The following is a 21,882-nucleotide window of genomic DNA, read 5'->3' as shown; positions in this document are numbered from 1 at the left end:
ATTCGGTCACGGCGACTCCAGGGCAGGTGCGAGGTCGGCGGCGCCGTTGCCGAGGAGTTCCGCGACGGCGCGTTCTGCGACATCGCGGGCCGCGTCCGCCAGATCGGCGGCCGAGCGGCTTTCGGGGGTCGCGGCGTGCGAACTCGTCAACCACCGCGTCCCGTCGGCACTGTACACCGTCGCCGTGAGGAACAGAAGTTCGTCCTCGATGAACGCGGTCGCGCCGATGGGCGCGGCGCACCCGGCCTCGAGACCCGCGAGCACCAGCCGCTCGGCGAGCACCGTGGCCCTCGTCGACGCGTGGTCGACGGCCTCGAGTCCGCGCTCCAGGTGGCGCGGTCCGCGCTCGCGACGGACCTCGAGCGCGAGCGCGCCCTGGCCCGGCGCCGTGGGCCAGTCGGCGAGCTCGAAGCGCTCGGTCGCGGCATCCGCTCGACCCAACCGCTGCAGGCCGGCCGACGCGAGCAGCACCGCGTCGAGTTCGCCCTGCTCGACGAAGCCGAGGCGCGTGTCGATGTTGCCGCGCACGTCGACCGCGACCACGTCGGGTCGGGCTTGCCCGAGCTGCGCGATGCGGCGCGGCGAGCCGGTGCCGATGCGGGCCCCCTCGGGCAGGTCGGCGAGCGCGAGCCCGTCGCGCGCGCACAGGCTGTCGCGCGCGTCGGCGCGCTTGGGCACGGCGCCGAGGCGCAGGTCGGGGTGCTCGCCCGTCGGCAGGTCCTTCAGCGAGTGCACGACCACGTCGCACTCCCCCGCGACGAGCGCCTCGCGCAGGGCCGCGGCGAACACTCCGGTGCCGCCGATCTGCTGCAGCGACGCGCGCGACGTGTCGCCCTGGGTCGTGACCGTCACGATCTCGATGTCGGCGTCGGCCGCCGCACCGAGCCGCTCGGCGATCTGCCGGGTCTGCGCGAGGGCGAGGGCGCTGCCCCGCGTGCCCACCCGGATCACGTCGCGCGCAGGACTCACGGCGCGATCCCCGCGAGCGCCGGCTTGAAGCCGAGGCGCACGTTCTCGCAGCAGCCGGGGCGGCACGTGTCGTACCAGGGCCCGAGGTCGGTCAGGTGCGGGCGGTCGGCGGCGGGCGTGCCGTTCACGCGCTCGAGCACGAGGTCGACGAGGCCGGCGACGTACGCGGGGTGCACGCCGGGCGTCGGGACGCGGACGGCGGCGAGCCCGTGCTCCTCGGCCGTCTCCATCGCCTCCTCGTCGAGGTCCCACATGACCTCCATGTGGTCGCTCACGAACCCGAGGGGCACGATCACGACGGCCTTGCGGCCCGCGGCGGGCAGCTCGGCGATCGCGTCGTTCACGTCGGGCTCGAGCCACGGCTGCGAGGGGGGCCCGGACCGCGACTGGTAGACGAGCTGCCACGGCACGTCGGCGGCGCCGGCCTCGCGCATGACGACCTCGGCGACCGCGAGGTGCTGCGCCGCGTACGCGCCGCCCTCGCCGAACCCGCGCTCCGCGGGGCCCGACTTCGCGGCATCCGCCGTCGGGATGGAGTGCGTGGCGAACAGCACCTCGACCTCGGTCGTGCGGTTCAGCCCCGGGTGCTCGGCCTCGAGCTTCGCGAGCCCGTCGCGCAGGCCCTCGACGAACGGCGTCACGAAGCCGGGGTGGTCGAAGAACTGGCGCACCTTGTCGATCTCGATGACCTCGCCGAGGCCCGTGTCCTCGAGCGCGTCGGCGTAGTCCTCGCGGTACTGGCGGCAGCTCGAGTACGAGCTGTAGGCGCTCGTGGCGATCGCGATGAGCTTGGTGTACCCGCGCTCGTTCGCCTCGCGGACCGCGTCGTTGAGGTACGGGTCCCAGTTGCGGTTGCCCCAGATCACCGGCAGGTCGATGCCGCGGCCCGCGAGCTCGGCCTCGAGCGCCGCCTTCAGCTGGCGGTTGTGCTCGTTGATCGGGCTCACGCCGCCGAAGTGGCGGTAGTGGTGGGCGACCTCCTCGAGGCGCTCGTCGGGGATGCCGCGGCCGCGCGTGACATTGCGCAGGAACGGGATGACGTCGTCCTGCCCCTCGGGCCCACCGAAGCCGGCGAGGAGGATCGCGTCGTACGCGACGGGCTCCTCGACGTGCTCGGGTCCGGACCGGGCGGGCGCGGTCGCACCGGGCACGACGGCGCCCGGTGCGCAGTATGCCGAGGTCGCGGGAGCGGGCTTGCGCCCGATGTTCGTCGCGGCCATTACTGCAGTACCTCCACGAGTTCGGCGGTCGTGATGCGTCGACCGGTGTAGAACGGCAGTTCGTCGCGCACGTGACGACGGGCGTCGGTGGCGCGCAGGTCGCGCATCATGTCGACCAGGTCGGTGAGCTCGTCGGACTCCATGGGCAGCAGCCACTCGTAGTCGCCGAGCGAGAACGCCGAGACGGTGTTGGCGATGACCCCGCGGAACGCGGCGCCCTTCCGCCCGTGCTCGGCGAGCATGCGGCCGCGCTCCTCGGGCGGCAGCAGGTACCACTCGTAGCTGCGGACGAAGGGGTAGATCGTGAGCCACGCCCTGGGCTCGACGCCGCGGAGGAAGCCGGGCACGTGCGCCTTGTTGAACTCGGCGTCGCGGTGCACGCCCATCGCGTTCCACGTGGGCAGCAGCGCGCGGAACAGCCTGGCGCGCCGCAGCTCGCGCAGCGCCCACTGGAGTCCCTCGGCGGTCGGCCCGTGCAGCCACACCATGACGTCGGCGTCGGCGCGGAGGCCGGAGACGTCGTAGATGCCACGGACGACGACGCCCTCGTCCTGGACGAGGTTGATCACGCCGTCGAGCTCGTCGACGAACCGCGGGACGTCGCGGCCGTCGAGGTCGTCGGGTCGAGCTGGGTCCTTCCGGAGCACGGCGAAGAGGGTGTAGCCCTCGTACGTCTGCTCGTCGGCGGATTCGGGTCGGGGCGCGTCGGCTGCCCCTTCGGCAGCGGGGGAAGACATGTCCCTATCCTCCCCCCGCAACCTGAAAGGACGAAATGCGGTCGACGGATGCCGCGGCGTCAGCTCGTCGCCCGCACCACGACGAACTCCGGCGCCTCGGCGAGCGACTGCGCCACCACGCAGAACCGCTCGGTTCCGGTGCGGAGCCGCTCGAGCGCGGCGTCGTCCGCGTCGGTGTCGACGACGGCCGTGACCACCACGTCCATGACGCCCACGGGGACGGTCCGGTCGATGCCGAGCGTGCCCCGGACGTCGAACACGCCCTCGGCGCTGAGCTCGGCCGAGCGGATCTCGACGCCCATCGCCGTCGCCACGGATCGGAGCGTCACCCCGGCGCACCCGAGGAGCGCCTGGAGGAGGAAGTCCGCCGAGCAGGCGTCGCCGCCGTCTCCGCCCGTCGCGGGGTGCAACCCGGTTCGGACCGGGCCCGCCCAGGTGTCGATGGTGGCGGTGATGCCCGGGTCGGCGAACGACCCGCGGGCGGCCACGGGCGTGACCGCCGCGTCGGGGTCGTCGCGGTAGCGCTCCTTGAGCGGGGCCTGCAGGGCCCGCAGTTCGGTCCGGTCCATGTCGTGCGTCCTCAGGGGCGGCCGCTCAGTCGAGGAGCAGCCTGGTCGAGTGTTCGAGGTGGGCGCGCAGCGCCTCCGGCCCCCGCGTCGGGAGCTCGTCGAGGAGGCGCCGATGCTCCTCGACGACCGACGCGACGCTGTAGTGCGTCCGCGCGTGGAGGATGAACAGCAGCAGCTCGCTGCCGAGGGTCGTGTGGATCTCGATGATCCGCGGGCTGCCGGAGGCGGCCACGAGGGCGGAGTGGAAGTCGGCGTGCAGCCGCTCGACCTCGAGCCAGGCCGCGTCCGGGGCGGATCCCGGCCGGTCGTCACCGGTGCTCAACCGCTCCATCGCATCGATCGCCGCCCGCGCCGGCGCCAGCGCCGCCTCGGGCAGCGCCCCGCCGAATCGCTGGAAGGCGATCCGCACGGCCTCGACCTCGAGTGCGGCGCGGAGCTGCTGCAGCGCGAGCAGCTGCGCGTCGTCGAAGCTCGTCACGCGAACGCCCCGGTAGGGTTCGGCGACGGCGAGCCGCTCGGCGACGAGTCGCTGGAACGCCGCCCGGATGGTGTGCCGGGAGACGCCCAGCCGCGCGGCGCACGACTCCTCCCTGAGCGGCTCGTCCGGCGGAAGGGTGCCGCTCAGGATCTCCTCGCGGAGCTGCGCCGTCGCGCGTTCGACCGCGGTGGGCGCGTTGCCGGCCGCGTCGGCCGACGCCGCGGCATCCGTCACCGGATCGTCACCGTTCGAGGTTGGCGCGAACCACGAGCCACACGCCGACCCCCACCGCGACGGCCACCCCGGCGGCGACCGCGATGGCCGTGCCGGGCTGCTCGTCGGCGAAGCGCTGCACGCGGAGCTTCGCCCGGGCGGTCGCACGCGCCAGGCGCTTCGGCACGTTGAGGTGCTCCTCGATCGCGCCGAGGGTCGCCGCGAGCTCGTCGCGTGCGGCACGCGCGTTGTCGTGCGCCTGCAGGCGCGTCAGGTTCCGCTGCGTCTTCTTGTCGAGCGTCGCCACGTCAGTTCCGGCTGCCATACGCCCCCCGTCCGGTGATCGCGTCGAGGTCCTGGCGGACGCTCTCGATCGATTCGAGCGGCTCGCTGCCGCGCTTGAAGTTGAGCACGGCCACCCCGAGCAGGATCAGGATGATCAGCAGCAGCACGCCCGACACGATGAGCGCCGCCGCCCATCCCGGCATCACGAGCGACAGCGCGAGGATGCCGGTCGCGATGAGGGTGCCGAGCAGGAAGATGCCGACGAACGCCGCCACGACGACGAGGCCCGCGCCGATGCCGAAGTGCTTCGCCTTGTAGGTGAGTTCGGCCTTGACCTGGTCGATCTCGGCTCGGACCAGCGTGGAGATGCGGTCGGGCAGTTCTCCGAGCAGCGTGAACAGCCCGCGCTCGTCGTTCAGTGGTGAGGACATCGCGATTCCACCTCCGTCAGGGATCGGTCAGGACGAGCTCGAGGAGCCCGAACCCGATCCGGCGGACTTGGCGTTCGAGTTCGACGACGAGGAGGAGCCCGACGACGAGGAGCCCGACGACCCCTTGCTGCCGTTGCCGCTCGACTTCGAGGACGACCCGCCGGAGGTCGAACGCGATGAGCCCGAGCCGGTCGACGCCGTGCCCGACGACGAGCCGGTCGACGAGCCCGAGGCGGACTTCGCGGACGAGGACCGCGTGGATCCCTGCGTGCTGGTGAACTGCGACACGAGCTTCTTCGCGCCGTCGAGGACCTTGTCGCCGACGTCACCGGCACGGCTCATCGCGAAGCCCTTGACCGTGTCGACGCCCTCCTGGACCTTCGGTTGGTTCCAGACGTCCTCCGCCGCCTTGCGGATCTGCTCGTAGCGCTCGCGTCCGGCGCGCGTGCCCAGCACGTAGCCGACGCCGAGACCGACGACGAAGAGGAACTTGCCCTTCATGTGCACCCCATCCCCCGCTGCGGTTGTCAAGACAGCAGTGACACCCAGCGTAGACCCCGACCCGGGCCGCGCAAGGGGGTTGCGAGGTCTCGGGCGTCCTCGTATTCCGTTGCGGCTATGCGTCGTCGGCGACGTGGACGGCCAGGTGGCGGATGCGTCCGGCCGCCTCGGTCGCGTGCGGCACGACCGACGCGAGCCCCGTCCCGGCCACCCACGAGCCCGTGACGGCGAGGCCGGAGTGCTCGTCGATCGCCTCCTCGAGTGCGCGGACGCGAGCGCGCTGGCCGACGGCGGCCTGCGAGAGGGCGTCCCGCCAGGCGCTGCGCCCGGCGGCGCGCACCTGCGAGCGGTCCAGCGGGACGCCGAGCAGCGCCGACGCGTCGCGCACCGCGAGCTCGGTCACCGCATCGTCATCGAGGTCCGCGAGCGGCCCGGCGGCGCCCGCGCGGCCGTAGGAGAGGCGGACGACGTGACGGCCCGATGCGGCATCCGCGAGCCAGGGCCACTTGGCGCTCGAGTGCGTCAGCGCCTTCGCCGTGACGCCCGGCGCGTCGGCCGCGACGAGCACGCCGGTGCCGCGGGGCGCCGCGTCGAGCGCCGGGGCGTCGAGCACGAGCGTGACCAGTTCGACGGATGCCGCGTCCGGCCACTCCTCGGCGAGCGCCTCCTCGCCGACGAGGCCTGCGAGGAGTCCGCGGGAGACGTGCGCCGGCGTCGCGACGATCGCGAAGCGCGCGTCGACCACCACGGAGCCGGGTGCGCCGCCGTCGTAGGCGGCGGCCTCGCCGACCGCGCGCCACGCGGACGCCGGGCGGCCGTCCTCCGTCGCCGCCGGCTCGCCCCGGTCGAGTGCGGTGACCCGCACCCCGGTGCGCACGTCGGCGCCGAAGCGGTCGAGTTCGGCGAGCAGGGCGTCGACGAGGGTGTGCATGCCGCCGCGGAGCCCGAGGACCGCGCTGCCCGCCTTCCGCTCGCCGACGAGCTGCGCCACGCCGCCCGACAGGGACCCGGCACGCGTCATGGCCTCGTTCAGCCCGGGCGCGACGACGTCGACGTCGAGGTCGTCGGGATCGGTCGAGTACACGCCCGCCGAGATCGGCGCGACCAGCCGGTCGAGCACCGCCCGGCCCATCCGCTCGCGGACCAGCGGGCCGAGCCGTTCCGCTCGTCCGATCTTGAGGATCGGCCGCACCCGGTCGAGCCACGCCCGCCAGGCGCCGCCCCACCCGATGATGGCGCGCACGTCGTCGCCGAGCGGGTTCGCGGGGATGCCGAGCATGCCGGTGCGCGGCAGCGGCGCGGCCTTCGTCGCGCCGCCATCGCCCCAGACCAGCCAGGCCCCCGACGGATTCGGCCGCTCGATGCGGTCGCCGAGGCCGAGCCGCTCGGCCAGGGCGGCCACCGACCCGTTGCGGGTCGCGAACGACTCGGCGCCGCTGTCGAGCGCGAGGCCGTCGAGCTCGATGCGGCCGACGCAGCCTCCCGGCCGGTCGGCCCGCTCGAGCACGGTCACGCCGAGCCCGATCCGCGCGCACTCGAGCGCTGCGACCAGTCCGGCCACGCCACCGCCGACCACGACCACGTCGGTCGTGCGGTGCTCGGCACCGCCGGTGACCCCGGGGTCGGTCATCGGCCGGCCTCGTGCACGAGCTCCACGACGCGCGTCAGTGCGGTCGGGTCCGTCTCGGGGGGCACGCCGTGGCCGAGGTTGAACACGTGCGCGGGTGCGACCCGGCCGCGGTCGAGCACGTCGCGGACCGCGCGCTCGAGCACGGGCCACGGCGCGGCGAGGAGCGCGGGGTCGAGGTTGCCCTGCAGCGGCACGCCACCGCCGACCCGGGCGGATGCCACGTCGAGCGGCACGCGGTAGTCCACGCCGAGCGCGTCGACGCCGACCGAGGCCATCGCGCCGAGCAGTTCGCCCGTGCCGACCCCGAAGTGCACGACGGGCACGGCGCGGCGGACGGGCGCGCCCGCGGCATCCGTCGCCCCCGGCACCTCGTACTCGAGGTCGTGCACGTGCGCGAGGGCCGCCGCGGAGGCGGGGGCCACGTGCGTCTCGTAGTCGGCGAGCGAGAGCGCGCCCGCCCACGAGTCGAACAGCTGCGCCGCGGACGCCCCGGCGAGCACCTGCGTGCGCAGGAAGCGGCCCGTGAGCTCGGCGGTCCAGTCCATGAGGGCGCGCCAGGCGCCCGGGTCGGCGTGCATGAGCGTGCGCGCGGCGAGGTGGTCCTTCGACGGGCCGCCCTCTGCCAGGTACGCGGCGAGGGTGAACGGCGCACCGGCGAAGCCGATGAGCGGCGTACTGGTCGGGGCGCCGGGCGCGGTGAGCGTCGCGAGTTCGGCGACGGTGCGCTGCACGGCCTCGGCGATGGGGCCGGCGGCCTCGTCGAGCGTGGCCGGGTCGATCCTCGTCAGCTCGGCGACGCCCGCCGCATCGCCGTACGACGACCCGAACACCGGACCGCGGCCGGGCTGGATCTCGACGTCGACGCCGACGAGCTTCAACGGCACCACGATGTCGCTGAAGAAGATGCCCGCGTCGACGCCGTGGCGGCGGATGGGCTGGAGCGTGATCTCGGCCGCCATCGCGGGGTCGAGGCACGCGTCGAGCATGCGGGTGCCGACGCGCAGCTCGCGGTACTCCGGCAGCGAGCGCCCGGCCTGGCGCATGAACCACACCGGCGTGGTGTCGCTGCGCTCACCGCGGTAGGCGCGCACGAGGCGCGAGTCGTGGGTGAGGCCTGAGGCGAGCGGATGCTGCGGGGAGAGGATCACGCGCAACATCCTCCCCCATCGCGACTGAACGCGTCCTGTTCCGCCGGCGACGCCGGATGTTGGACGAATGGAGAACGAGGTCTGGTGGTCGCGCTCCCACGGCGCTACAGTCGGACGGTCGTGCATCCCCCGCGCACGGCGACGCACCGACGCCTCCCCAGCGACGGCGCGCCTCCGCCACCCACGGAGTCCCCCAATGTCCAGCACTGCACCGCGGCATCGCACCGGATCGATCGTCCTGGTCGCGCTCGCCGCCGTCCTCCTCGTGGCCGGGCTGGCGCTCGGCCAGGCCTGGGTGGAGCGGCTCGTGCCGCGCCTGCCCGAGATGCCCGCCACCGAACTCGCGCTCGTGCTCGCGACCGCGACCGCGATCGTCGCGGTCGCGGTGGCGCTGCGACGCGGCGCCGCGTCCGCGCGCGCGACGGCACGGCGCCGGGCGCTCCAGAGCATCCATCGCGGCGAGATCGCGAGCGGCATCCGCAACCGCGAGCTCGTCGCGCGCCTCACCGAACTCGGCCACCCGGGCGGCAGCACGGCCGCCCTCCCGTCGCGGTTCTCGATCGTCGCCGACGACGGCGGCCTCTCGTTCTGGAGCGGCGGACGTCGTCCCCGCCGGGTCGCCCACTTCCCGTGGCGCGAGGTGCGCACCATCCGCTCGGATCGCGCGGTCGTCGGCAGCACCGAGGTGCCCGTCGCCGTCGTGCGGGTCCGGCGGGCGGGCATCAGCGTCGAGCTGCCCGTCATGCTGAGCGACCCACGTCTCGGCCGGTACGCGCTCACCGACGCCCCGTTCTTCGCGACGGTGCGATCGTGGAAGGCGCGACACCGGGCCGCCCTCGCGGCCGAGGGGCTCGAACTGCCGCCGCTCACGGGCGCCATCCCCGTGATCCGGCCCCACGCTGCGGCCTGAACCCGATGATGACACGGCCGGTCGGAGCACCTTTCGACCACCGGTAGAATCGTCTGGTGCTCATCTGTCTCACCGCGAGTCACAAGAACGCCGGGTTCGACATGCTCGAACGGCTTTCGGCGACCGCCGAGCACGCCGCACCCCGTCTCCTCGACGGGCACCCGGCCGTGCAGGGCGCCGTCGTCGTGGCGACCTGCAACCGCTTCGAGGCCTACCTCGACCTCGACACCCCCGAGGGCGACTCCCCCGTCGACGCCGTCCACGACGCCATCCGCGCGGTCGGCGACGTCGCCGCCCTCGAGCCGGACGAGCTGCGCAGCACCTTCGGCTTCGTGCACGGCAACGCCGTCGCCGGTCACCTGTTCGCCGTGGCATCCGGTCTCGAATCGGTCGTCGTCGGCGAGGGCGAGATCGCAGGGCAGGTGCGCCGCTCGCTCGAGCGCGCTCGCAAGGAGGGCACCACGACGCCCGAGCTCGAGCGGCTGTTCCAGCGCGCCTCGCAGACGTCGCGGCGCGTGAAGAACGCGACCGGCATCGGCAGCGAGGGCCGCTCACTCGTGCGCCTCGCACTCGACCTCGCCGAGAGCCGCGTCACCGACTGGTCGGCCGTGCGGGTCCTGCTCGTCGGCACCGGCCGCTACGCCGGCGCATCGCTCGCCGCGCTGCGCGACCGCGGCGTGACCGACGTATCGGTGTACTCGCCCACGGGCCGCGGCGCGAAGTTCGCCGCGAGCCACGACATCGCCGCCGTCGAGACCGGCGACTACGCCATGGCGGCTGCCGGCGCCGACCTCATCGTCACCTGCACCATGGTCGAGCACCACGTCGTCGACCGCTCGCTGATCGAGCTCGGCCGCACCGAGCTCGCGGTGGCCGAGCGGCCCGTTCCCGTCGCCCTGCTCCGCCCGCGCGAGGGCACGGCGACCACGGTCGAGGGCGAAGCGGATGACGCGGCGCAGGCCGAGGCGCCGCGCCAGCTCATCATCGACCTGGGCCTGCCCCGCAACGTCGACCCCGACGTCGCCGGCGTACCCGGCGTCGACCTGCTCGACCTCGAGACCATCAAGATCCACGCGCCGCTCGAGGAGTTCGGTGCGACGGATGCCGCGCGCGAGCTCGTCGAGCGCGCCGCCCGCAAGTTCAGCCGCGTCGGTGAAGAGCTCGACCTCGCGCCCGCGGTCGTCGCCCTCCGCAAGCACGTGTTCGACGTGCTCGACGCCGAGATCCGCCGCGCCCGGGTGCGCGGCGACGACGACGGCCGCACCGAGGCCGCGCTCCGCCACATGGCCGGCGTACTGCTGCACACCCCCATGGCGCGCTCGCGCGAGTACGCCCGCGCGGGCGAGCAGCAGGCCTGGCTCGACGGCCTCGAGGCGATGTTCGGCATCCGGCCCGAGCCCGAGGCGGCGGCCTCCGCCGGCGCCGACGAGCGCCCCGAGGACGAGCGAGGGCGCCGCGCCGGCGGCACCCGCTGACACGTCCCGCGCGCTACGCTGTCGCCCCGTGACCGTGCACGAACGACCGGATGACGCGGCCGACGCCGGCCCGCCCGCGCTTCGGCTCCCGTTCGACGTGGCCGAGCTCGACCGCCGGCCGATCCGGACCGAACGACTGCGGCTGCGACCCCTCGCGACCGCCGACGCCGACGACGTCTGGGAGTACCAGTCCCTGCCCGAGGTGCTGCGCTACATCCCGTGGCCCGAGCGCGACCGCGACCAGGCGCGCGAGCACACCGAGACCCGCGCGGCATCCCGCCGCCTGGCCGACGACGGCGATGCGGTGTTCCTCGCGATGGCCCTCGTCGGCGAGCCCTCGACGACGGATGCCGCACCCGGCCGCCCCCGCGAGGATCGCGTGGTCGGCGACATCATGCTGCGGCTCGCGTCATCCGTCCACGCCCGTCTCGAGATCGGCTGGGTCGTCCACCCCGACTTCCACGGGCGCGGTCTCGCCGCGGAGGCGGCCGCCGCCACACTGGATCTCGCCTTCGGGCGGCTCGTCGCGCACCGGGTCGTCGCGCACCTCGACGCCCGCAATGCGGCATCCGCTCGACTCTGCGAACGACTGGGCATGCGCCGCGAGGCGACCCTCGTCGAGGAGGAGTGGAACGACGGCGAATGGCAGGACACGGCGTCGTACGGCATGCTGCGCCGCGAGTGGCGGGCGCTGCGCGCCGGGCGGGCCTGACGCGGGGAGTTCAGTCCCAGAGGGGACGCGGAGCCGGTGCGGCGGCGAGCACGTCGGCCGGTATGCGGTGCGAGAGCTCGGGGATCTCGAGCCCGCGCCATTCGACCACGAGCTCGAGGTCGTCGCCCTCGGGCCGCGTCGGCCACCACAGCCACGCCGTCTGCCTGCCGTCGTACCAGTCGGCGCCGCCGCTGCTTCCTCCGTGATTCGCCATGAGGGTCGGCGGCGCGACCGACTCCGGCTCACCCCACGGGTTGCCGAGGAGATGCAGCGGCAGCAGCGGCGCGCCATCCGGAAGCCGGAGCCCGACCCGGAAGGCCGACTCGTCGCCGGGCGGTGTCTGCCACCCCATGGCGGACTGCATGGACTCGTCCCACTCGCGTCGCGGCATCCCCGCCCGACGCGCCGACCAGCCCAGCCGCAGGTCGAGGCCGTTGCCGAACCGGCGGATCTCGCGCAGCACGAGCACGACCCGCTCACTGCGGAACAGCACCTCGTCGAGCACGACCCGGCCGGGCAGCTCGTCGCGCGGCGGCTGCATCCACGGCGGAGTGGGCAGCTCATCGGGTTCGGGCGGTTCCGGCCGCTCGACGTCGAAGAAGCCACCACCGGATGCCGCGTGCATGCGGTTCACCCTAGCGACGCGGCGGCGTCCGCGGCATCCGCTCGGCACACCCCGCACCGCGGGACCCTCGAGTGTCCACGAATGGTGGGGTTCGCCAACGCGGGGCGACGTTTCGTGGACACTCGACCGCGGGCGAGCGGGCGGGCGGAGCGAGCGAGCGAGGGGGCGGGCGCGACGCCGGCGGCGCTCAGGCGCCGACGAGGCGCGAACCGAGGTACGACTCGAGCTCGGCGAGCGGCACGCGCTCCTGCTGCATGGTGTCGCGGTCGCGCACGGTCACGGCGTCGTCGTCGAGCGAGTCGAAGTCGACCGTGACGCAGAACGGGGTGCCGATCTCGTCCTGGCGGCGGTAGCGGCGGCCGATGGCACCCGCGTCGTCGAACTCGACGTTCCACAGCTTGCGCAGGCGCGCGGCGACGTCGCGCGCGAGCGGCGACAGCTTCTCGTTGCGGGAGAGCGGCAGCACCGCGGCCTTGACGGGCGCGAGGCGCGGGTCGAGCTTCAGCACGGTGCGGGTGTCGGTGCCGCCCTTCGCATTCGGCACCTCCTCGACGTGGTACGCGTCGACGAGAAACGCCATGAGCGAGCGGGTGAGGCCGGCCGCGGGCTCGATCACGTACGGGGTCCAGCGCTCGTTCTTCGACTGGTCGAAGAACGAGAGGTCCTTGCCGGAGTGCTCGGCGTGGGTCGACAGGTCGAAGTCGGTGCGGTTCGCGACGCCCTCGAGCTCGCCCCACTCGCCGCCGGTGAAGCCGAAGCGGTACTCGATGTCGACGGTGCGCTTCGAGTAGTGGCTGAGCTTGTCCTTCGGGTGCTCGAACAGGCGCAGGTTCTCGGGGTCGATGCCGAGGTCGACGTACCACTGGAAGCGCGTGTCGATCCAGTACTGGTGCCATTCCTCGTCGCTGCCGGGCTCGACGAAGAACTCCATCTCCATCTGCTCGAACTCGCGCGTGCGGAAGATGAAGTTGCCCGGCGTGATCTCGTTGCGGAACGACTTGCCGATCTGGCCGATGCCGAACGGCGGCTTCATGCGCGCCGCCTGCAGCACGTTGGCGAAGTTCACGAAGATGCCCTGCGCGGTCTCGGGGCGCAGGTAGTGCAAGCCGGACTCGTCGTCGACGACGCCGAGGAAGGTCTTCAGCAGGCCGGAGAAGGCGCGCGGCTCGGTCCACTGGCCGCGCGTGCCGCAGTTGGGGCAGACGATGTCGGCGAGGCCGTTCTCGGGCTCGCGGCCCTTCTTCTCCTCGTACGCCTCGACGAGGTGGTCCTCGCGGAAGCGCTTGTGGCAGTGCAGGCACTCGATGAGCGGGTCGGTGAACACGGCGACGTGACCCGACGCCTCCCACACCTGGGTGGGCAGGATCACGCTCGAGTCGAGGCCGACGACGTCGTCGCGGCCCTGCACCATCGAGCGCCACCACTGGCGCTTGATGTTCTCCTTCAGCTCGACGCCGAGGGGGCCGTAGTCCCACGCCGACCGGGATCCGCCGTAGATCTCACCCGCCTGGAAGACGAAGCCCCGGTGCTGGGCGAGCGTGATGACGGAATCGAGACGGGTGGGTGCGGCCACGGTGGCTCCAATGGTCCAGTGCGGAGGGGATCGGGCGAGACGCCCGCAAGTCGGTGTCCTTATCCTACGGTCGAGCGGATGCCGCCCAGAAACGCGCACGCGTTCCGCATCCGTCACCCGCTCGGGCCGGCTCTAGGCTGAACGGATGCCGCTGCCCGACCTGCACGTCGCCGCGATCGCCGTCGTGCGCGACCGTCGCGTGCTGATGGTCACGGCTCGCGGGCGCGAGGTGCACTACCTGCCGGGCGGCAAGATCGACCCGGGCGAGACGCCGGCCGAGGCGGCGGCGCGCGAGGCCCGCGAGGAGGTCGGGCTGGTGCTCGACCCGTCGACCCTCGCCGAGGCGTTCACGGTGCGCGAGCTCGCCCACGGGCAGGGCGAGGGGCGCCACGTGCGCATGCACGTCTTCCTCGTCGAGACGGATGCCGCGCCCGAGCCCGACGGCGAGATCGACGCCGTGCACTGGGTGGGCACCGATGAGGCGCATCGCTGCCCGCCGGCGGGCGTCGAGGTGCTGCGCCGGCTCGCGGCATCCGGGCTGGTCGACTGACTCGATCGTCCGCGCACCGCGCAACCCCCTGCCCGATCCCAGCCGTCATCGGGCGGCATCCGGCATGATCGCTACCAGCAGGCAGGACGACAGGGGGTGCGGATGTCGCGGACGCGCGAGTTCCGCCTCGACGACCGGGTGACGGTGATCACCGAGTCGGGCGAGGCCGACGCCCCCGTCTTCGTGCTCGTGCACGGCATCGGCATGGGCCACCGCTACTGGTCGGAGCTCGCCGACGCGCTGGCCCGCCACGGACGCGTGCTCGCCCTCGACCTGCCGGGGTTCGGCGCGGCGCCGGAGCCCGACCGCCCGCAGACGATGTCGGAGTCCGGGGCGTACCTCGCCGAGCTCATCGAGGCGGAGCGGTTCTCGGCGCCCGTCGTGCTCGTCGGCCACTCGATGGGGACGCAGATCGTCGCCGAGACCGCCGCGCAACGGCCGGAGCTCGTGTCATCCGTCGTGCTCATCGCCCCCACCGTGAACCCGCGGGAGCGGTCGGCGTTCGTGCAGGCGATCCGGCTGGTCGCCGACCCGTCGCTGCTGCGGCCGCGAGTGGTCGCGCTCGGCATCCGGTCGTACCTGCAGGCCGGGCCCCGGTGGTACTTCAAGAAGCTGCGGCAGATGCTCGACCACCGCCTCGAGCTGGTGCTGCCGGATGTCGCCGCGCCGACGCTCGTGATCCGCGGCGAGCACGACCGCCTCGCACCGAAGCCGTGGGCCGAGCAGGTGACGCGGATGCTGCCGAACGGCCGGTACGCGGAGGTGCCCGACCGCGGCCACGAGACCATGGTCACGGCCGGCGACCGGGTCGCCGACCTCGTCGCCCGGCACGCGCGCGGCGAAGCGGTCGGTCGCGAGGTCGCGCGCGTCTCGCAGCCCGAGCCGCCGTCTCGGATCGAGCGCGCCTGGTGGTGGGCCGGCGACTACGTGTACGCGGGCTGGCGGCAGGCGGCGGTGCTCGTCGACGGATGGCACCCGCCCGAGCGGTGGCGGCACGGGGACCCGTCGCTGCCCGAGGTCGTGCTGCTGCCCGGGATCTACGAGCACTGGTCGTTCATGCGCCCGCTCGGCGATGCGCTGTCGGCCGCGGGGCACCGGGTGCGCGTCGTGCACGGCATGGGCACGAACCGCCGCGGCGTCGCCGACACGGCACGGCGGCTGGAGCGCGCGCTGGCGAAGGTGCCGGCGCCGAACGCCGGCCGGGTGATCGTCGCGCACAGCAAGGGCGGCCTGATCGCCAAGCACCTCATGGTGGCCCAGGCCGACGCCGAGCCCGACGGCGAACCCGCCGCCGAGGGCCGGCGCGGGCTGCTCGGCGTCGTCGCCGTGTGCACGCCCTTCGCGGGGTCGCGCCTGGCCCGGCTCATCGTGGACCCGAGCGTGCGGGCGCTGCTGCCGAGCGACGAGACCATCGTGATGCTCGGGCGCGCGGCATCCGTCAACGCCTGCATCGTCTCGGTGTTCGGACGGTTCGACCCGCACATCCCCGACGGCAGCATGCTCGACGGGGCGACGAACATCCGGGTGCCCGTGCCCGGCCACTTCCGGATCCTCGGGTCGGGCGAGACGCACCGGGCGGTGATCGAGGGGGTCGGCCTGCTGGCGACCGCGGATCGGCGCGTGTCCTGACCGGCCGCGGCGCGCGTCGCCACGGGGGTCACGCGAGCAGGAACGGCACCGCGGCGACGGCGGCGGCCGCGGCGAACAGCAGGACGGCGAGCGGCACCGAGCGCCGGACCGTGCCCTGGCCGAAACGCGCCACGATCCGCTCGAGCCGCGCCCGCGTGCGCTCCCGCGCGAGCAGGCCGACGACGAGGAGCACGAGGCACGGCAGGCAGTAGACGAGGGTGTACCCCGCGAGCACCAGCAGCCCCTGCCAGGCCGGGGCACCGGAATCGACGAGGCGCTCGATGGCGATGAAGTACGGGAACGCGTTCGGGAGATCGGCGGCGGTGACGACGGCGCCGAACGGCAGCGCGGTCCACGGTCCGAACCACGCCGGGAGGGCGATGGGTCGTCGGGGTCGGTCCCGGAGGCGGCGGACCCCGGCGACGACGAGGCCGACCGCGGCCGCCCCGAAGGCCGCGAACCGCAGCACCGTGATGACGCCCTCGACCGCGCCGGCGGCGGCACCCGCGGTCAGGTAGAGCGCCGTTCCGACCGCGAACACGGTGAGGGCCGCTCCCGCGATGGTCGCGAGCGCGATGAGCCCGGGTCGTCGCGGCGCCGCGAGGAGGATGAGCGCGACCGACACGATCGTCGCCGGATTGAGCGCGTCGAGTGCGGCGAGGCCGGCGATCCCGGCGAGGAGTGCGGGGGTCACGGCCGGCGGTCGGCGACCCCGAGGTGGTCGAGCAGCGTCGCGAGGTCGACGTCGGCGACGGGGTCGTCGAGGCCGGCCAGGGCGTTGCCCGCCAGCCCGTCGCCGACGAGCCGGACGATGCGCGCGCGCACGGGGTCGCCGACCTCGTCGGCGATGAGCCGCTCCCACCGGGCGATCGCGGCGGCGGCGTCGGCGAGCACTCCGGACTCCGGCCCCTCGAGCGCCCGGTGGGCGACGGCCATGGCCCGGAACAGGTCGAGGTCGTCGCCCCGGGGCACCGAGAGCCCGAGCCACGCGGCGGCGGCACGGCCCTCGGCCGCCGCCTCGCGCATGGCCAGGTCGATCTCGTCGAGGGCCCGGCGGGCGAGCCCGTCGACGAGCGCCGCGCGGCTCGGGAAGTGGTGCATGAGCCCGCCCTTGGAGACGCCGGACGCCTCGGCCACGGCGTTCAGCGACGGGATCGTGCCGTGCTCGAGCGTGAGGCGCCGGGTGGCGTCGAGGATGCGATCGCGGAGGTCCATGCACTCATGGTAGCCGTCAGACCGACCGGTCGGTCTGTGTACTGAACTCATAGGGAATGCATTGGCGCCCGCAGGACCTCTGCAGCGAGCGCATCAATACTTGCAGTCACTGCATTACGATGTGTAGCGACTGAAAGGAAGGCCCATGACCCCCGCCGCAGCACCGCCCCGAGGCGCCCCGGTGATCCGCGCCGTCGACCTCGCCAAGACCTACGGATCCGGAGAGACCCGCTTCGACGCACTGAAGGGCGTCAGCCTCGACGTGCAGCACGGCGAATCGCTCGCGATCGTCGGCCGATCCGGCTCGGGCAAGTCGACGCTCATGCACCTGCTCGCGCTCCTCGACCGCCCCAACGCCGGCCGGATCGAGGTCGACGGCGAGGACGTCGCCGGCGCCGGGGCGCGCACCCTCAACCGCCTGCGCAACGAGCGCTTCGGCTTCGTCTTCCAGCAGTTCTTCCTCACCGCCCAGCAGAGCGTGCTCGAGAACGTGACGCTCCCCCTGCTCGTCGCGGGCGTCGCACCGCGCGAGCGCACCCGGCGCGGCATGGCGGTGCTCGAGTCGCTCGGCCTCGCCGACAAGGCGAAGAACCGCGCCACCGACCTCTCCGGCGGGCAGAAGCAGCGCGTCGTCATCGCACGCGCGCTCATCAACGAGCCCGACGTGATCTTCGCCGACGAGCCGACGGGCAACCTCGACACGGCCACCGGCCGCCAGGTCGAGGACCTCCTCTTCGGCCTGCAGCGCGACCGCGGCATCACGCTCGTCGTCGTCACCCACGACGAGGAGCTCGCCGCCCGCTGCGACCGGCGCATCACCATCGCCGACGGCCGCATCATCGCCAGAACGGATGCCGCGGCATCCGTCGTCACGGAAGGAGCGGCCCGATGAGGACCGCCGACGTCATCACCACCGCGACCCGCAACGCGTTCCGCAGCCGCCTGCGCACGACCCTCACCGCGCTCAGCCTCTTCGTCGGCGCGTTCACCCTCACCCTCACCACCGCGCTCGGCGCCGGCGTCAACGACTACGTCACCAAGCAGGTCGAGACGCTGAGCACCGGCGACGTGCTCCTCGTCACCCCGGCCGCATCGACCGACACGACCGACGGGCCGAACGAGTACGACCCCGACGGGCGGCAGCAGTCCGGCCAGGCGAACCCGCTCGGTTCCGGCACCCTGCTGAACGACGACGACCTCGAGGCCACGCGCGCGATCGCCGGCGTCGACCGGGTCGAGCCCGTCCGGCAGATCAGCGTCGACTGGATCGCCGGCGACGCCGACGCGGCCGCCGACGGCCGCTACGAGCTCGACGTGAACCCCACGTCGTCGATCGGCCGCAGCGACCTCGTGGCCGGCGCGCAGCTCGACCAGGAGTCGGGCGACCTGCAGATCCTGCTGCCCGAGGACTACGTCGACGCGCTCGGCTTCGCCGACGCGGAGGACGCCGTCGGCGCCACGGTGACCCTCGGGTACACCGACGCCGCGCTCGAGGAGCAGACCGTCGAGGCCGAGGTCGTCGGCGTCGCGCGGACGAGCCTGCTCGCCGCGGGATCCGGCGTGAACCAGGCGCTGACCGACGAGATCGCCGACGCCCAGGCCGTGCCCGGCCAGCCGAACGCCTACGCCGTCGCGGTCGCGTACCTCGAGGGCTCCGGCGCCGACGGCGCGGTCACCTCGGCCGACGTGGACGCCGTCACGGCCGACCTCGCCGACGCCGACCTCGCGGGGCAGACCGTCGAGGACCAGCTCGGCGTCATCCAGACCGTCATCACCGGCATCATCGGCGTGCTCAGCGCCTTCGCCGTGGTCGCCCTCATCGCGGCATCCTTCGGCATCGTCAACACGCTGCTGATGAGCGTGCAGGAGCGCACGCGCGAGATCGGCCTGATGAAGGCCATGGGCATGTCGAACGGCCGGGTGTTCGGGCTCTTCAGCCTCGAGGCGGTCGTGATCGGCCTGCTCGGCTCGGCGATCGGCGCACTGGCGGCCATCGGCGTCGGCACCGCGATCTCCGCGGGCGCGGCGTCGACCGTGCTGGCCGACCTCCCGGGTCTCACGCTGCTGCTGTTCGAGCCCGCCACGGTGATCACGGTCATCGTCGTGATCATGGTGATCGCGTTCCTCTCGGGCGTGCTGCCGGCACGGCGCGCGGCCCGGCAGGACCCGATCGAGTCGCTACGGTACGAGTAGACCGAGGAGCAGATCATGTCGACCGAGCCGGGTGCACGCCGCCGAGGCGTCGCCGAGACGACCGCCGCGATCGAGCGCGCCACCGTCGAGCTCGTGCTCGAGCACGGGTACGACGGGGTCACGGTCGACATGATCTGCCGGGCGGCGGGCGTCAGCCAGCGCACGTTCTTCAACCACTTCAAGACGAAGGATGCCGCGCTGCTGGGGCCCGACCTCCCGCGCATCGACGAGCGGGCGGCCCGCGAGTTCATCGTCTCCGACGGGCCGCTCCTCGCCGAAGCCGTCGGCCTGGTGCGCATCGACCCGTCGAAGCTGCCCGGTGACGCCGGGCTCATGGCGCGCCGCATCCGCGCCATCTCGGGCAACCCGCTGCTCATGGCCCGGCAGATGGAGCGCCTCGCCGAGATCGAGGGCGAGCTGCGCGAGATCGTCGAGCTGCGGCTCCGCCAGCAGGCGCTCCGCGCGGGCGCCGACGAGGCCGAACTCGCCGCGATCCCCGACGAGGCCGAGATCACCACGCACCTGCTCGCCGGGGTGATGCGCTACGTGGGCCTCACCTGGTCGCGGCGCGCCGAGCAGGGGGCGCCGCCGCCCGACGGCGCCGAGGTGGCCGACGTGCTCGGCCGCGTGCTCCGCAAGCTCGCCTGACGGCGCCGGCGGGGGCTCAGCCGGCGCGGACCTCGCGCTCGCTCCCCCGCACCCGGACGCCGCGGACGGCGACCCGCCCGAACGAGGCGATCGGGTTCGTGCGCAGCTCGTCGCCGTCGGGCTCGAGGCCCAGCACGGCGGTGAGCACGGCGACGGATGCCGCGGCCGACCAGGCCTGCGGCCGGCACGCGGCCGGATACGGCACGGGCACCGACACCTCGGTCGCCGGGTCGCCCGAGTGGAGCTCGGGCATGCGGTACCCGAAGCCCGCGGCCGCCCGCAGGAGGCCCTCGACCAGCCCCGCGGCATCCGCCCCGCGACCCTCGCGCGCGAGGCCCAGCACGGCGATGGCCGTGTCATGGGCCCACACCGCGCCGCCGTGGTAGCTGAGCGGCCAGTAGCCGCCGGACGCGGTCGACATGGTGCGCAGGCCGTACCCGGAGTCGAGGGTGGGGTCGGTCAGGCGACGCACGACGAGGTCGACCTGGTCGGCGTCGAGCAGGCCCGTGCCGAGCAGGTGGCCGATATTCGAGGTGACCGTGTCGACCGCGCGCTTGTTCGCGTCGAGCGCGATCGCCGGGTAGGCGCCGTCGGGGTCGTCGATCCAGAACTCCTCGTGGAACCGGTCGCGCAGCCGGGCGGCCCAAGCCCGCCACTCGTCGCCGCCGTCGACGCCGAACGCGTCGAGCAGGTCGGCGCCGTGCACGGCGGCCTCGTAGGCGTACGCCTGCACCTCGGCGAGCGCGATCGGCCCCTCGGCGAGGGAACCGTCGCGCCACTGCACCGAGTCGCCGGAGTCCTTCCAGCCCTGGTTCGCGAGGCCGCGCCCGGAGCGGTCGACGTACTCGAGGAGTCCGTCGCCGTCGGCGTCGCCGTGGTCGCGCATCCACGCGAGGGCGGCCTGCAGGTTCGGCAGGAGCGCGCGCACCTCGTCGGCGGGCAGGCCCCAGCGCCAGGCGTCGTGGAGGAGCGCGATCCAGAGCGCGGTCGCGTCGACGGTGCCGTAGTAGAGCGGGGGCAGTTCGCCGTCGGCGCCGTCGAGCGACAGCGCGGCGCGGCGCAGCTCGTGCATGATCTTGCCGGGCTCCTCGGCCGTGGCGTCGTCGACGCGGGTGCCCTGCAGCCCCGCGAGGACGCGCAGGGTGTCGCCCGCGAGCTCGGTGCCGAGGGGCAGCATCATGCGCGCGGTCCAGATCGAGTCGCGGCCGAACAGCGTGAAGAACCAGGGTGCGCCCGCGGCGATGAACTCGGCGCCCGGCTGTCGCACCGTCGTCATGCGGAGCGCGTCGAGGTCGGCGAGGCCCTGCGCGATCCAGCGCGCGAGGCGGTCGTCGGCCGCCGCCACCTCGGGTGCCGACCACGGCGCGGGCGTGTCGACGCCGCGCACGACGGCGGCCTCGTCGACGGCGTCGAGGCGCCATCCCGCGGTCGCTTCGCCGGCGGCCGGCACGACGAGCTCGGCGATGAGGCGGATGCCGCGGTCGTCGACCGAGATCTCGAAGCCGGGTGCGGTGAGCCGGGCGGCGACCTGCTCGCCGGACCAGACGGCCGCGCCCGCCTCGAGCCGGGCGCGCGCCGACGACGTGTCGGCCCCGCCGAGCTTGACGTGGTCGACGGGGGTCGCGTCGGGCTCGAGCTCGATCTGGACGCGCGCCCGCACGTCGATCGGCTGCCGGTTGCGGAGCGTGAGGGTGTCGGCGATGCCGGCCGCGTCGACCGAGCGCTCGATCACGAGCCGGACGCCGGGGTCGGGGGTGGGGTCGTCGAGCGTGCGCACGAGCGCGTCGATGCGCACGTGGTCGCTGCGGTCGGCCCCGGTCGCGAGGTGCTCGGGCGCGCGCCCGTCGACCGTGAGGCGCATCGCGCGGACGAGTCGGACGTCGGCGCTGTAGACGCCGTGCACGGGTGCGCCGCCGATGGCGCCGTCGTGCGCGGACCAGACCTGGGTGGGCGCCCTGAGGACCGCCAGCGCGTCGTGCAGCAGTGGCTGGAGTGGTGCGGTCACGTGGTGCTCGCTTCCGGTTCGTAATGGAACGGTGACCGCCTGATGGCTTGACACCGCTGTCGGATGTGGGCAACATTAGCAAAGATTTGATCGATCAAATCGGCGGATTCCGAAGATCGTCACCGAAGACGACCCGCGCACAGCCGAAGGAGGCGACGTGTCGAGG

The 21,882-nt window shown here is 73.7% G+C and carries 23 protein-coding genes; 8 read left to right on the top strand and 15 right to left on the bottom strand.

The window, feature by feature from the left end; genetic code table 11:
• Positions 1 to 6: 6 nt before the first annotated feature.
• From hemC to hemE, 10 genes are all read right to left on the bottom strand, one after another.
• On the bottom strand, positions 7 to 969 hold the full coding sequence (hemC, locus tag M1L56_RS01535) for a hydroxymethylbilane synthase (protein WP_248597864.1): 963 nt from the start codon (positions 967 to 969) through the stop codon (positions 7 to 9).
• Positions 966 to 2,189 carry a ferrochelatase gene (locus M1L56_RS01530; protein ID WP_067947757.1) on the bottom strand — a complete coding sequence of 408 codons (1,224 nt, stop codon included), beginning with the start codon at positions 2,187 to 2,189 and terminating at the stop codon, positions 966 to 968. The genes hemC and M1L56_RS01530 overlap by 4 nt, the downstream gene beginning before the upstream one ends.
• The gene (hemQ, locus tag M1L56_RS01525) at positions 2,189 to 2,926 is read right to left on the bottom strand and encodes a hydrogen peroxide-dependent heme synthase (RefSeq protein WP_248597863.1); all 738 of its coding nucleotides are present in this window, start codon (positions 2,924 to 2,926) and stop codon (positions 2,189 to 2,191) included. Before hemQ ends, M1L56_RS01530 begins: the two co-directional genes overlap by 1 nt.
• 59 nt (positions 2,927 to 2,985) lie before the next feature.
• Positions 2,986 to 3,495, bottom strand: coding sequence for an OsmC family protein (locus M1L56_RS01520; protein ID WP_248597862.1), 510 nt, complete (start codon positions 3,493 to 3,495; stop codon positions 2,986 to 2,988).
• 25 nt (positions 3,496 to 3,520) lie between these two features.
• A complete protein-coding gene (locus M1L56_RS16035; RefSeq protein WP_248597861.1) occupies positions 3,521 to 4,207 on the bottom strand; it encodes a GntR family transcriptional regulator in 687 nt (228 codons plus the stop codon).
• A gap of 7 nt (positions 4,208 to 4,214) precedes the next feature.
• Positions 4,215 to 4,511 carry a DUF3618 domain-containing protein gene (locus tag M1L56_RS01510; protein WP_157356756.1) on the bottom strand — a complete coding sequence of 99 codons (297 nt, stop codon included), beginning with the start codon at positions 4,509 to 4,511 and terminating at the stop codon, positions 4,215 to 4,217.
• Positions 4,495 to 4,902, bottom strand: a complete 408-nt coding sequence (locus M1L56_RS01505; protein WP_067947752.1) for a phage holin family protein — start codon at positions 4,900 to 4,902, stop codon at positions 4,495 to 4,497. The genes M1L56_RS01510 and M1L56_RS01505 overlap by 17 nt, the downstream gene beginning before the upstream one ends.
• Positions 4,903 to 4,929: 27 nt before the next feature.
• Positions 4,930 to 5,403 carry a YtxH domain-containing protein gene (locus tag M1L56_RS01500; RefSeq protein WP_197466983.1) on the bottom strand — a complete coding sequence of 158 codons (474 nt, stop codon included), beginning with the start codon at positions 5,401 to 5,403 and terminating at the stop codon, positions 4,930 to 4,932.
• 115 nt (positions 5,404 to 5,518) lie between these two features.
• Positions 5,519 to 7,033 carry a protoporphyrinogen oxidase gene (gene hemG, locus M1L56_RS01495; protein WP_248597860.1) on the bottom strand — a complete coding sequence of 505 codons (1,515 nt, stop codon included), beginning with the start codon at positions 7,031 to 7,033 and terminating at the stop codon, positions 5,519 to 5,521.
• On the bottom strand, positions 7,030 to 8,190 hold the full coding sequence (gene hemE, locus M1L56_RS01490) for a uroporphyrinogen decarboxylase (protein ID WP_067947750.1): 1,161 nt from the start codon (positions 8,188 to 8,190) through the stop codon (positions 7,030 to 7,032). Before hemE ends, hemG begins: the two co-directional genes overlap by 4 nt.
• Before the next feature lie 187 nt (positions 8,191 to 8,377).
• On the opposite strand from hemE, the gene M1L56_RS01485 reads away from it, so the two are divergent.
• From M1L56_RS01485 to M1L56_RS01475, 3 genes are read left to right on the top strand one after another with little or no spacing between them, the layout of a single operon-like run.
• On the top strand, positions 8,378 to 9,091 hold the full coding sequence (locus M1L56_RS01485; RefSeq protein WP_248597859.1) for a hypothetical protein: 714 nt from the start codon (positions 8,378 to 8,380) through the stop codon (positions 9,089 to 9,091).
• A 56-nt stretch (positions 9,092 to 9,147) separates the two neighbouring features.
• Entirely contained in the window at positions 9,148 to 10,566 is a 1,419-nt protein-coding gene (locus M1L56_RS01480; RefSeq protein WP_248597858.1) for a glutamyl-tRNA reductase, read from the top strand.
• A gap of 28 nt (positions 10,567 to 10,594) precedes the next feature.
• Positions 10,595 to 11,278 carry a GNAT family N-acetyltransferase gene (locus M1L56_RS01475; RefSeq protein WP_248597857.1) on the top strand — a complete coding sequence of 228 codons (684 nt, stop codon included), beginning with the start codon at positions 10,595 to 10,597 and terminating at the stop codon, positions 11,276 to 11,278.
• 10 nt (positions 11,279 to 11,288) lie between these two features.
• Here M1L56_RS01475 and M1L56_RS01470 read toward each other — a convergent pair whose 3' ends face one another.
• Both M1L56_RS01470 and M1L56_RS01465 read right to left on the bottom strand, forming a co-directional pair.
• On the bottom strand, positions 11,289 to 11,903 hold the full coding sequence (locus M1L56_RS01470; protein WP_248597856.1) for a hypothetical protein: 615 nt from the start codon (positions 11,901 to 11,903) through the stop codon (positions 11,289 to 11,291).
• Between the two features lie 187 nt (positions 11,904 to 12,090).
• On the bottom strand, positions 12,091 to 13,476 hold the full coding sequence (locus M1L56_RS01465; protein WP_067947743.1) for a glycine--tRNA ligase: 1,386 nt from the start codon (positions 13,474 to 13,476) through the stop codon (positions 12,091 to 12,093).
• A 145-nt stretch (positions 13,477 to 13,621) separates the two neighbouring features.
• Here M1L56_RS01465 and M1L56_RS01460 point away from each other — a divergent pair, with 145 nt between their 5' ends.
• Positions 13,622 to 14,026, top strand: coding sequence for an NUDIX domain-containing protein (locus tag M1L56_RS01460; RefSeq protein WP_067947742.1), 405 nt, complete (start codon positions 13,622 to 13,624; stop codon positions 14,024 to 14,026).
• A gap of 102 nt (positions 14,027 to 14,128) precedes the next feature.
• On the top strand, positions 14,129 to 15,655 hold the full coding sequence (locus M1L56_RS01455) for an alpha/beta hydrolase (RefSeq protein ID WP_248597855.1): 1,527 nt from the start codon (positions 14,129 to 14,131) through the stop codon (positions 15,653 to 15,655).
• A 28-nt stretch (positions 15,656 to 15,683) separates the two neighbouring features.
• Here the strand turns inward: M1L56_RS01455 and M1L56_RS01450 are convergent, their stop codons facing one another.
• On the bottom strand, positions 15,684 to 16,349 hold the full coding sequence (locus M1L56_RS01450; RefSeq protein ID WP_248597854.1) for a GAP family protein: 666 nt from the start codon (positions 16,347 to 16,349) through the stop codon (positions 15,684 to 15,686).
• Positions 16,346 to 16,870, bottom strand: a complete 525-nt coding sequence (locus tag M1L56_RS01445; protein ID WP_248597853.1) for a TetR/AcrR family transcriptional regulator — start codon at positions 16,868 to 16,870, stop codon at positions 16,346 to 16,348. The genes M1L56_RS01450 and M1L56_RS01445 overlap by 4 nt, the downstream gene beginning before the upstream one ends.
• Positions 16,871 to 17,015: 145 nt before the next feature.
• On the opposite strand from M1L56_RS01445, the gene M1L56_RS01440 reads away from it, so the two are divergent.
• Genes M1L56_RS01440 through M1L56_RS01430 form a run of 3 tightly spaced genes read left to right on the top strand, consistent with a single transcriptional unit; the run spans position 17,016 to position 19,711 of the window.
• Positions 17,016 to 17,762 carry an ABC transporter ATP-binding protein gene (locus M1L56_RS01440; protein WP_067947736.1) on the top strand — a complete coding sequence of 249 codons (747 nt, stop codon included), beginning with the start codon at positions 17,016 to 17,018 and terminating at the stop codon, positions 17,760 to 17,762.
• Entirely contained in the window at positions 17,759 to 19,063 is a 1,305-nt protein-coding gene (locus tag M1L56_RS01435; RefSeq protein WP_248597852.1) for an ABC transporter permease, read from the top strand. The genes M1L56_RS01440 and M1L56_RS01435 overlap by 4 nt, the downstream gene beginning before the upstream one ends.
• A 15-nt stretch (positions 19,064 to 19,078) precedes the next feature.
• Positions 19,079 to 19,711 carry a TetR/AcrR family transcriptional regulator gene (locus M1L56_RS01430; RefSeq protein ID WP_067947731.1) on the top strand — a complete coding sequence of 211 codons (633 nt, stop codon included), beginning with the start codon at positions 19,079 to 19,081 and terminating at the stop codon, positions 19,709 to 19,711.
• Positions 19,712 to 19,727: 16 nt separating this feature from the next.
• Here M1L56_RS01430 and M1L56_RS01425 read toward each other — a convergent pair whose 3' ends face one another.
• Positions 19,728 to 21,716, bottom strand: coding sequence for a glycogen debranching N-terminal domain-containing protein (locus tag M1L56_RS01425; RefSeq protein ID WP_248597851.1), 1,989 nt, complete (start codon positions 21,714 to 21,716; stop codon positions 19,728 to 19,730).
• Positions 21,717 to 21,882: the final 166 nt, after the last annotated feature.

The organism is Agromyces sp. C10, assembly GCF_023217995.1.
In the GTDB taxonomy this organism is placed as follows: domain Bacteria; phylum Actinomycetota; class Actinomycetes; order Actinomycetales; family Microbacteriaceae; genus Agromyces; species Agromyces indicus.
This window is presented reverse-complemented; position numbering and strand designations above follow the sequence as displayed.

What these genes read in the sequence shown, in the direction of transcription:
- M1L56_RS01530 (WP_067947757.1), bottom strand. Translation starts at nt 2,189, where the DNA reads ATGGCCGCGACGAACATCGGGCGCAAGCCCGCTCCCGCGACCTCGGCA.
- hemQ (WP_248597863.1), bottom strand. Translation starts at nt 2,926, where the DNA reads ATGTCTTCCCCCGCTGCCGAAGGGGCAGCCGACGCGCCCCGACCCGAA.
- M1L56_RS01520 (WP_248597862.1), bottom strand. Translation starts at nt 3,495, where the DNA reads ATGGACCGGACCGAACTGCGGGCCCTGCAGGCCCCGCTCAAGGAGCGC.
- M1L56_RS01510 (WP_157356756.1), bottom strand. Translation starts at nt 4,511, where the DNA reads ATGGCAGCCGGAACTGACGTGGCGACGCTCGACAAGAAGACGCAGCGG.
- M1L56_RS01505 (WP_067947752.1), bottom strand. Translation starts at nt 4,902, where the DNA reads ATGTCCTCACCACTGAACGACGAGCGCGGGCTGTTCACGCTGCTCGGA.
- M1L56_RS01500 (WP_197466983.1), bottom strand. Translation starts at nt 5,403, where the DNA reads ATGAAGGGCAAGTTCCTCTTCGTCGTCGGTCTCGGCGTCGGCTACGTG.
- hemG (WP_248597860.1), bottom strand. Translation starts at nt 7,033, where the DNA reads ATGACCGACCCCGGGGTCACCGGCGGTGCCGAGCACCGCACGACCGAC.
- hemE (WP_067947750.1), bottom strand. Translation starts at nt 8,190, where the DNA reads ATGTTGCGCGTGATCCTCTCCCCGCAGCATCCGCTCGCCTCAGGCCTC.
- M1L56_RS01485 (WP_248597859.1), top strand. Translation starts at nt 8,378, where the DNA reads ATGTCCAGCACTGCACCGCGGCATCGCACCGGATCGATCGTCCTGGTC.
- M1L56_RS01470 (WP_248597856.1), bottom strand. Translation starts at nt 11,903, where the DNA reads ATGCACGCGGCATCCGGTGGTGGCTTCTTCGACGTCGAGCGGCCGGAA.
- M1L56_RS01460 (WP_067947742.1), top strand. Translation starts at nt 13,622, where the DNA reads ATGCCGCTGCCCGACCTGCACGTCGCCGCGATCGCCGTCGTGCGCGAC.
- M1L56_RS01455 (WP_248597855.1), top strand. Translation starts at nt 14,129, where the DNA reads ATGTCGCGGACGCGCGAGTTCCGCCTCGACGACCGGGTGACGGTGATC.
- M1L56_RS01445 (WP_248597853.1), bottom strand. Translation starts at nt 16,870, where the DNA reads ATGGACCTCCGCGATCGCATCCTCGACGCCACCCGGCGCCTCACGCTC.
- M1L56_RS01440 (WP_067947736.1), top strand. Translation starts at nt 17,016, where the DNA reads ATGACCCCCGCCGCAGCACCGCCCCGAGGCGCCCCGGTGATCCGCGCC.
- M1L56_RS01435 (WP_248597852.1), top strand. Translation starts at nt 17,759, where the DNA reads ATGAGGACCGCCGACGTCATCACCACCGCGACCCGCAACGCGTTCCGC.
- M1L56_RS01430 (WP_067947731.1), top strand. Translation starts at nt 19,079, where the DNA reads ATGTCGACCGAGCCGGGTGCACGCCGCCGAGGCGTCGCCGAGACGACC.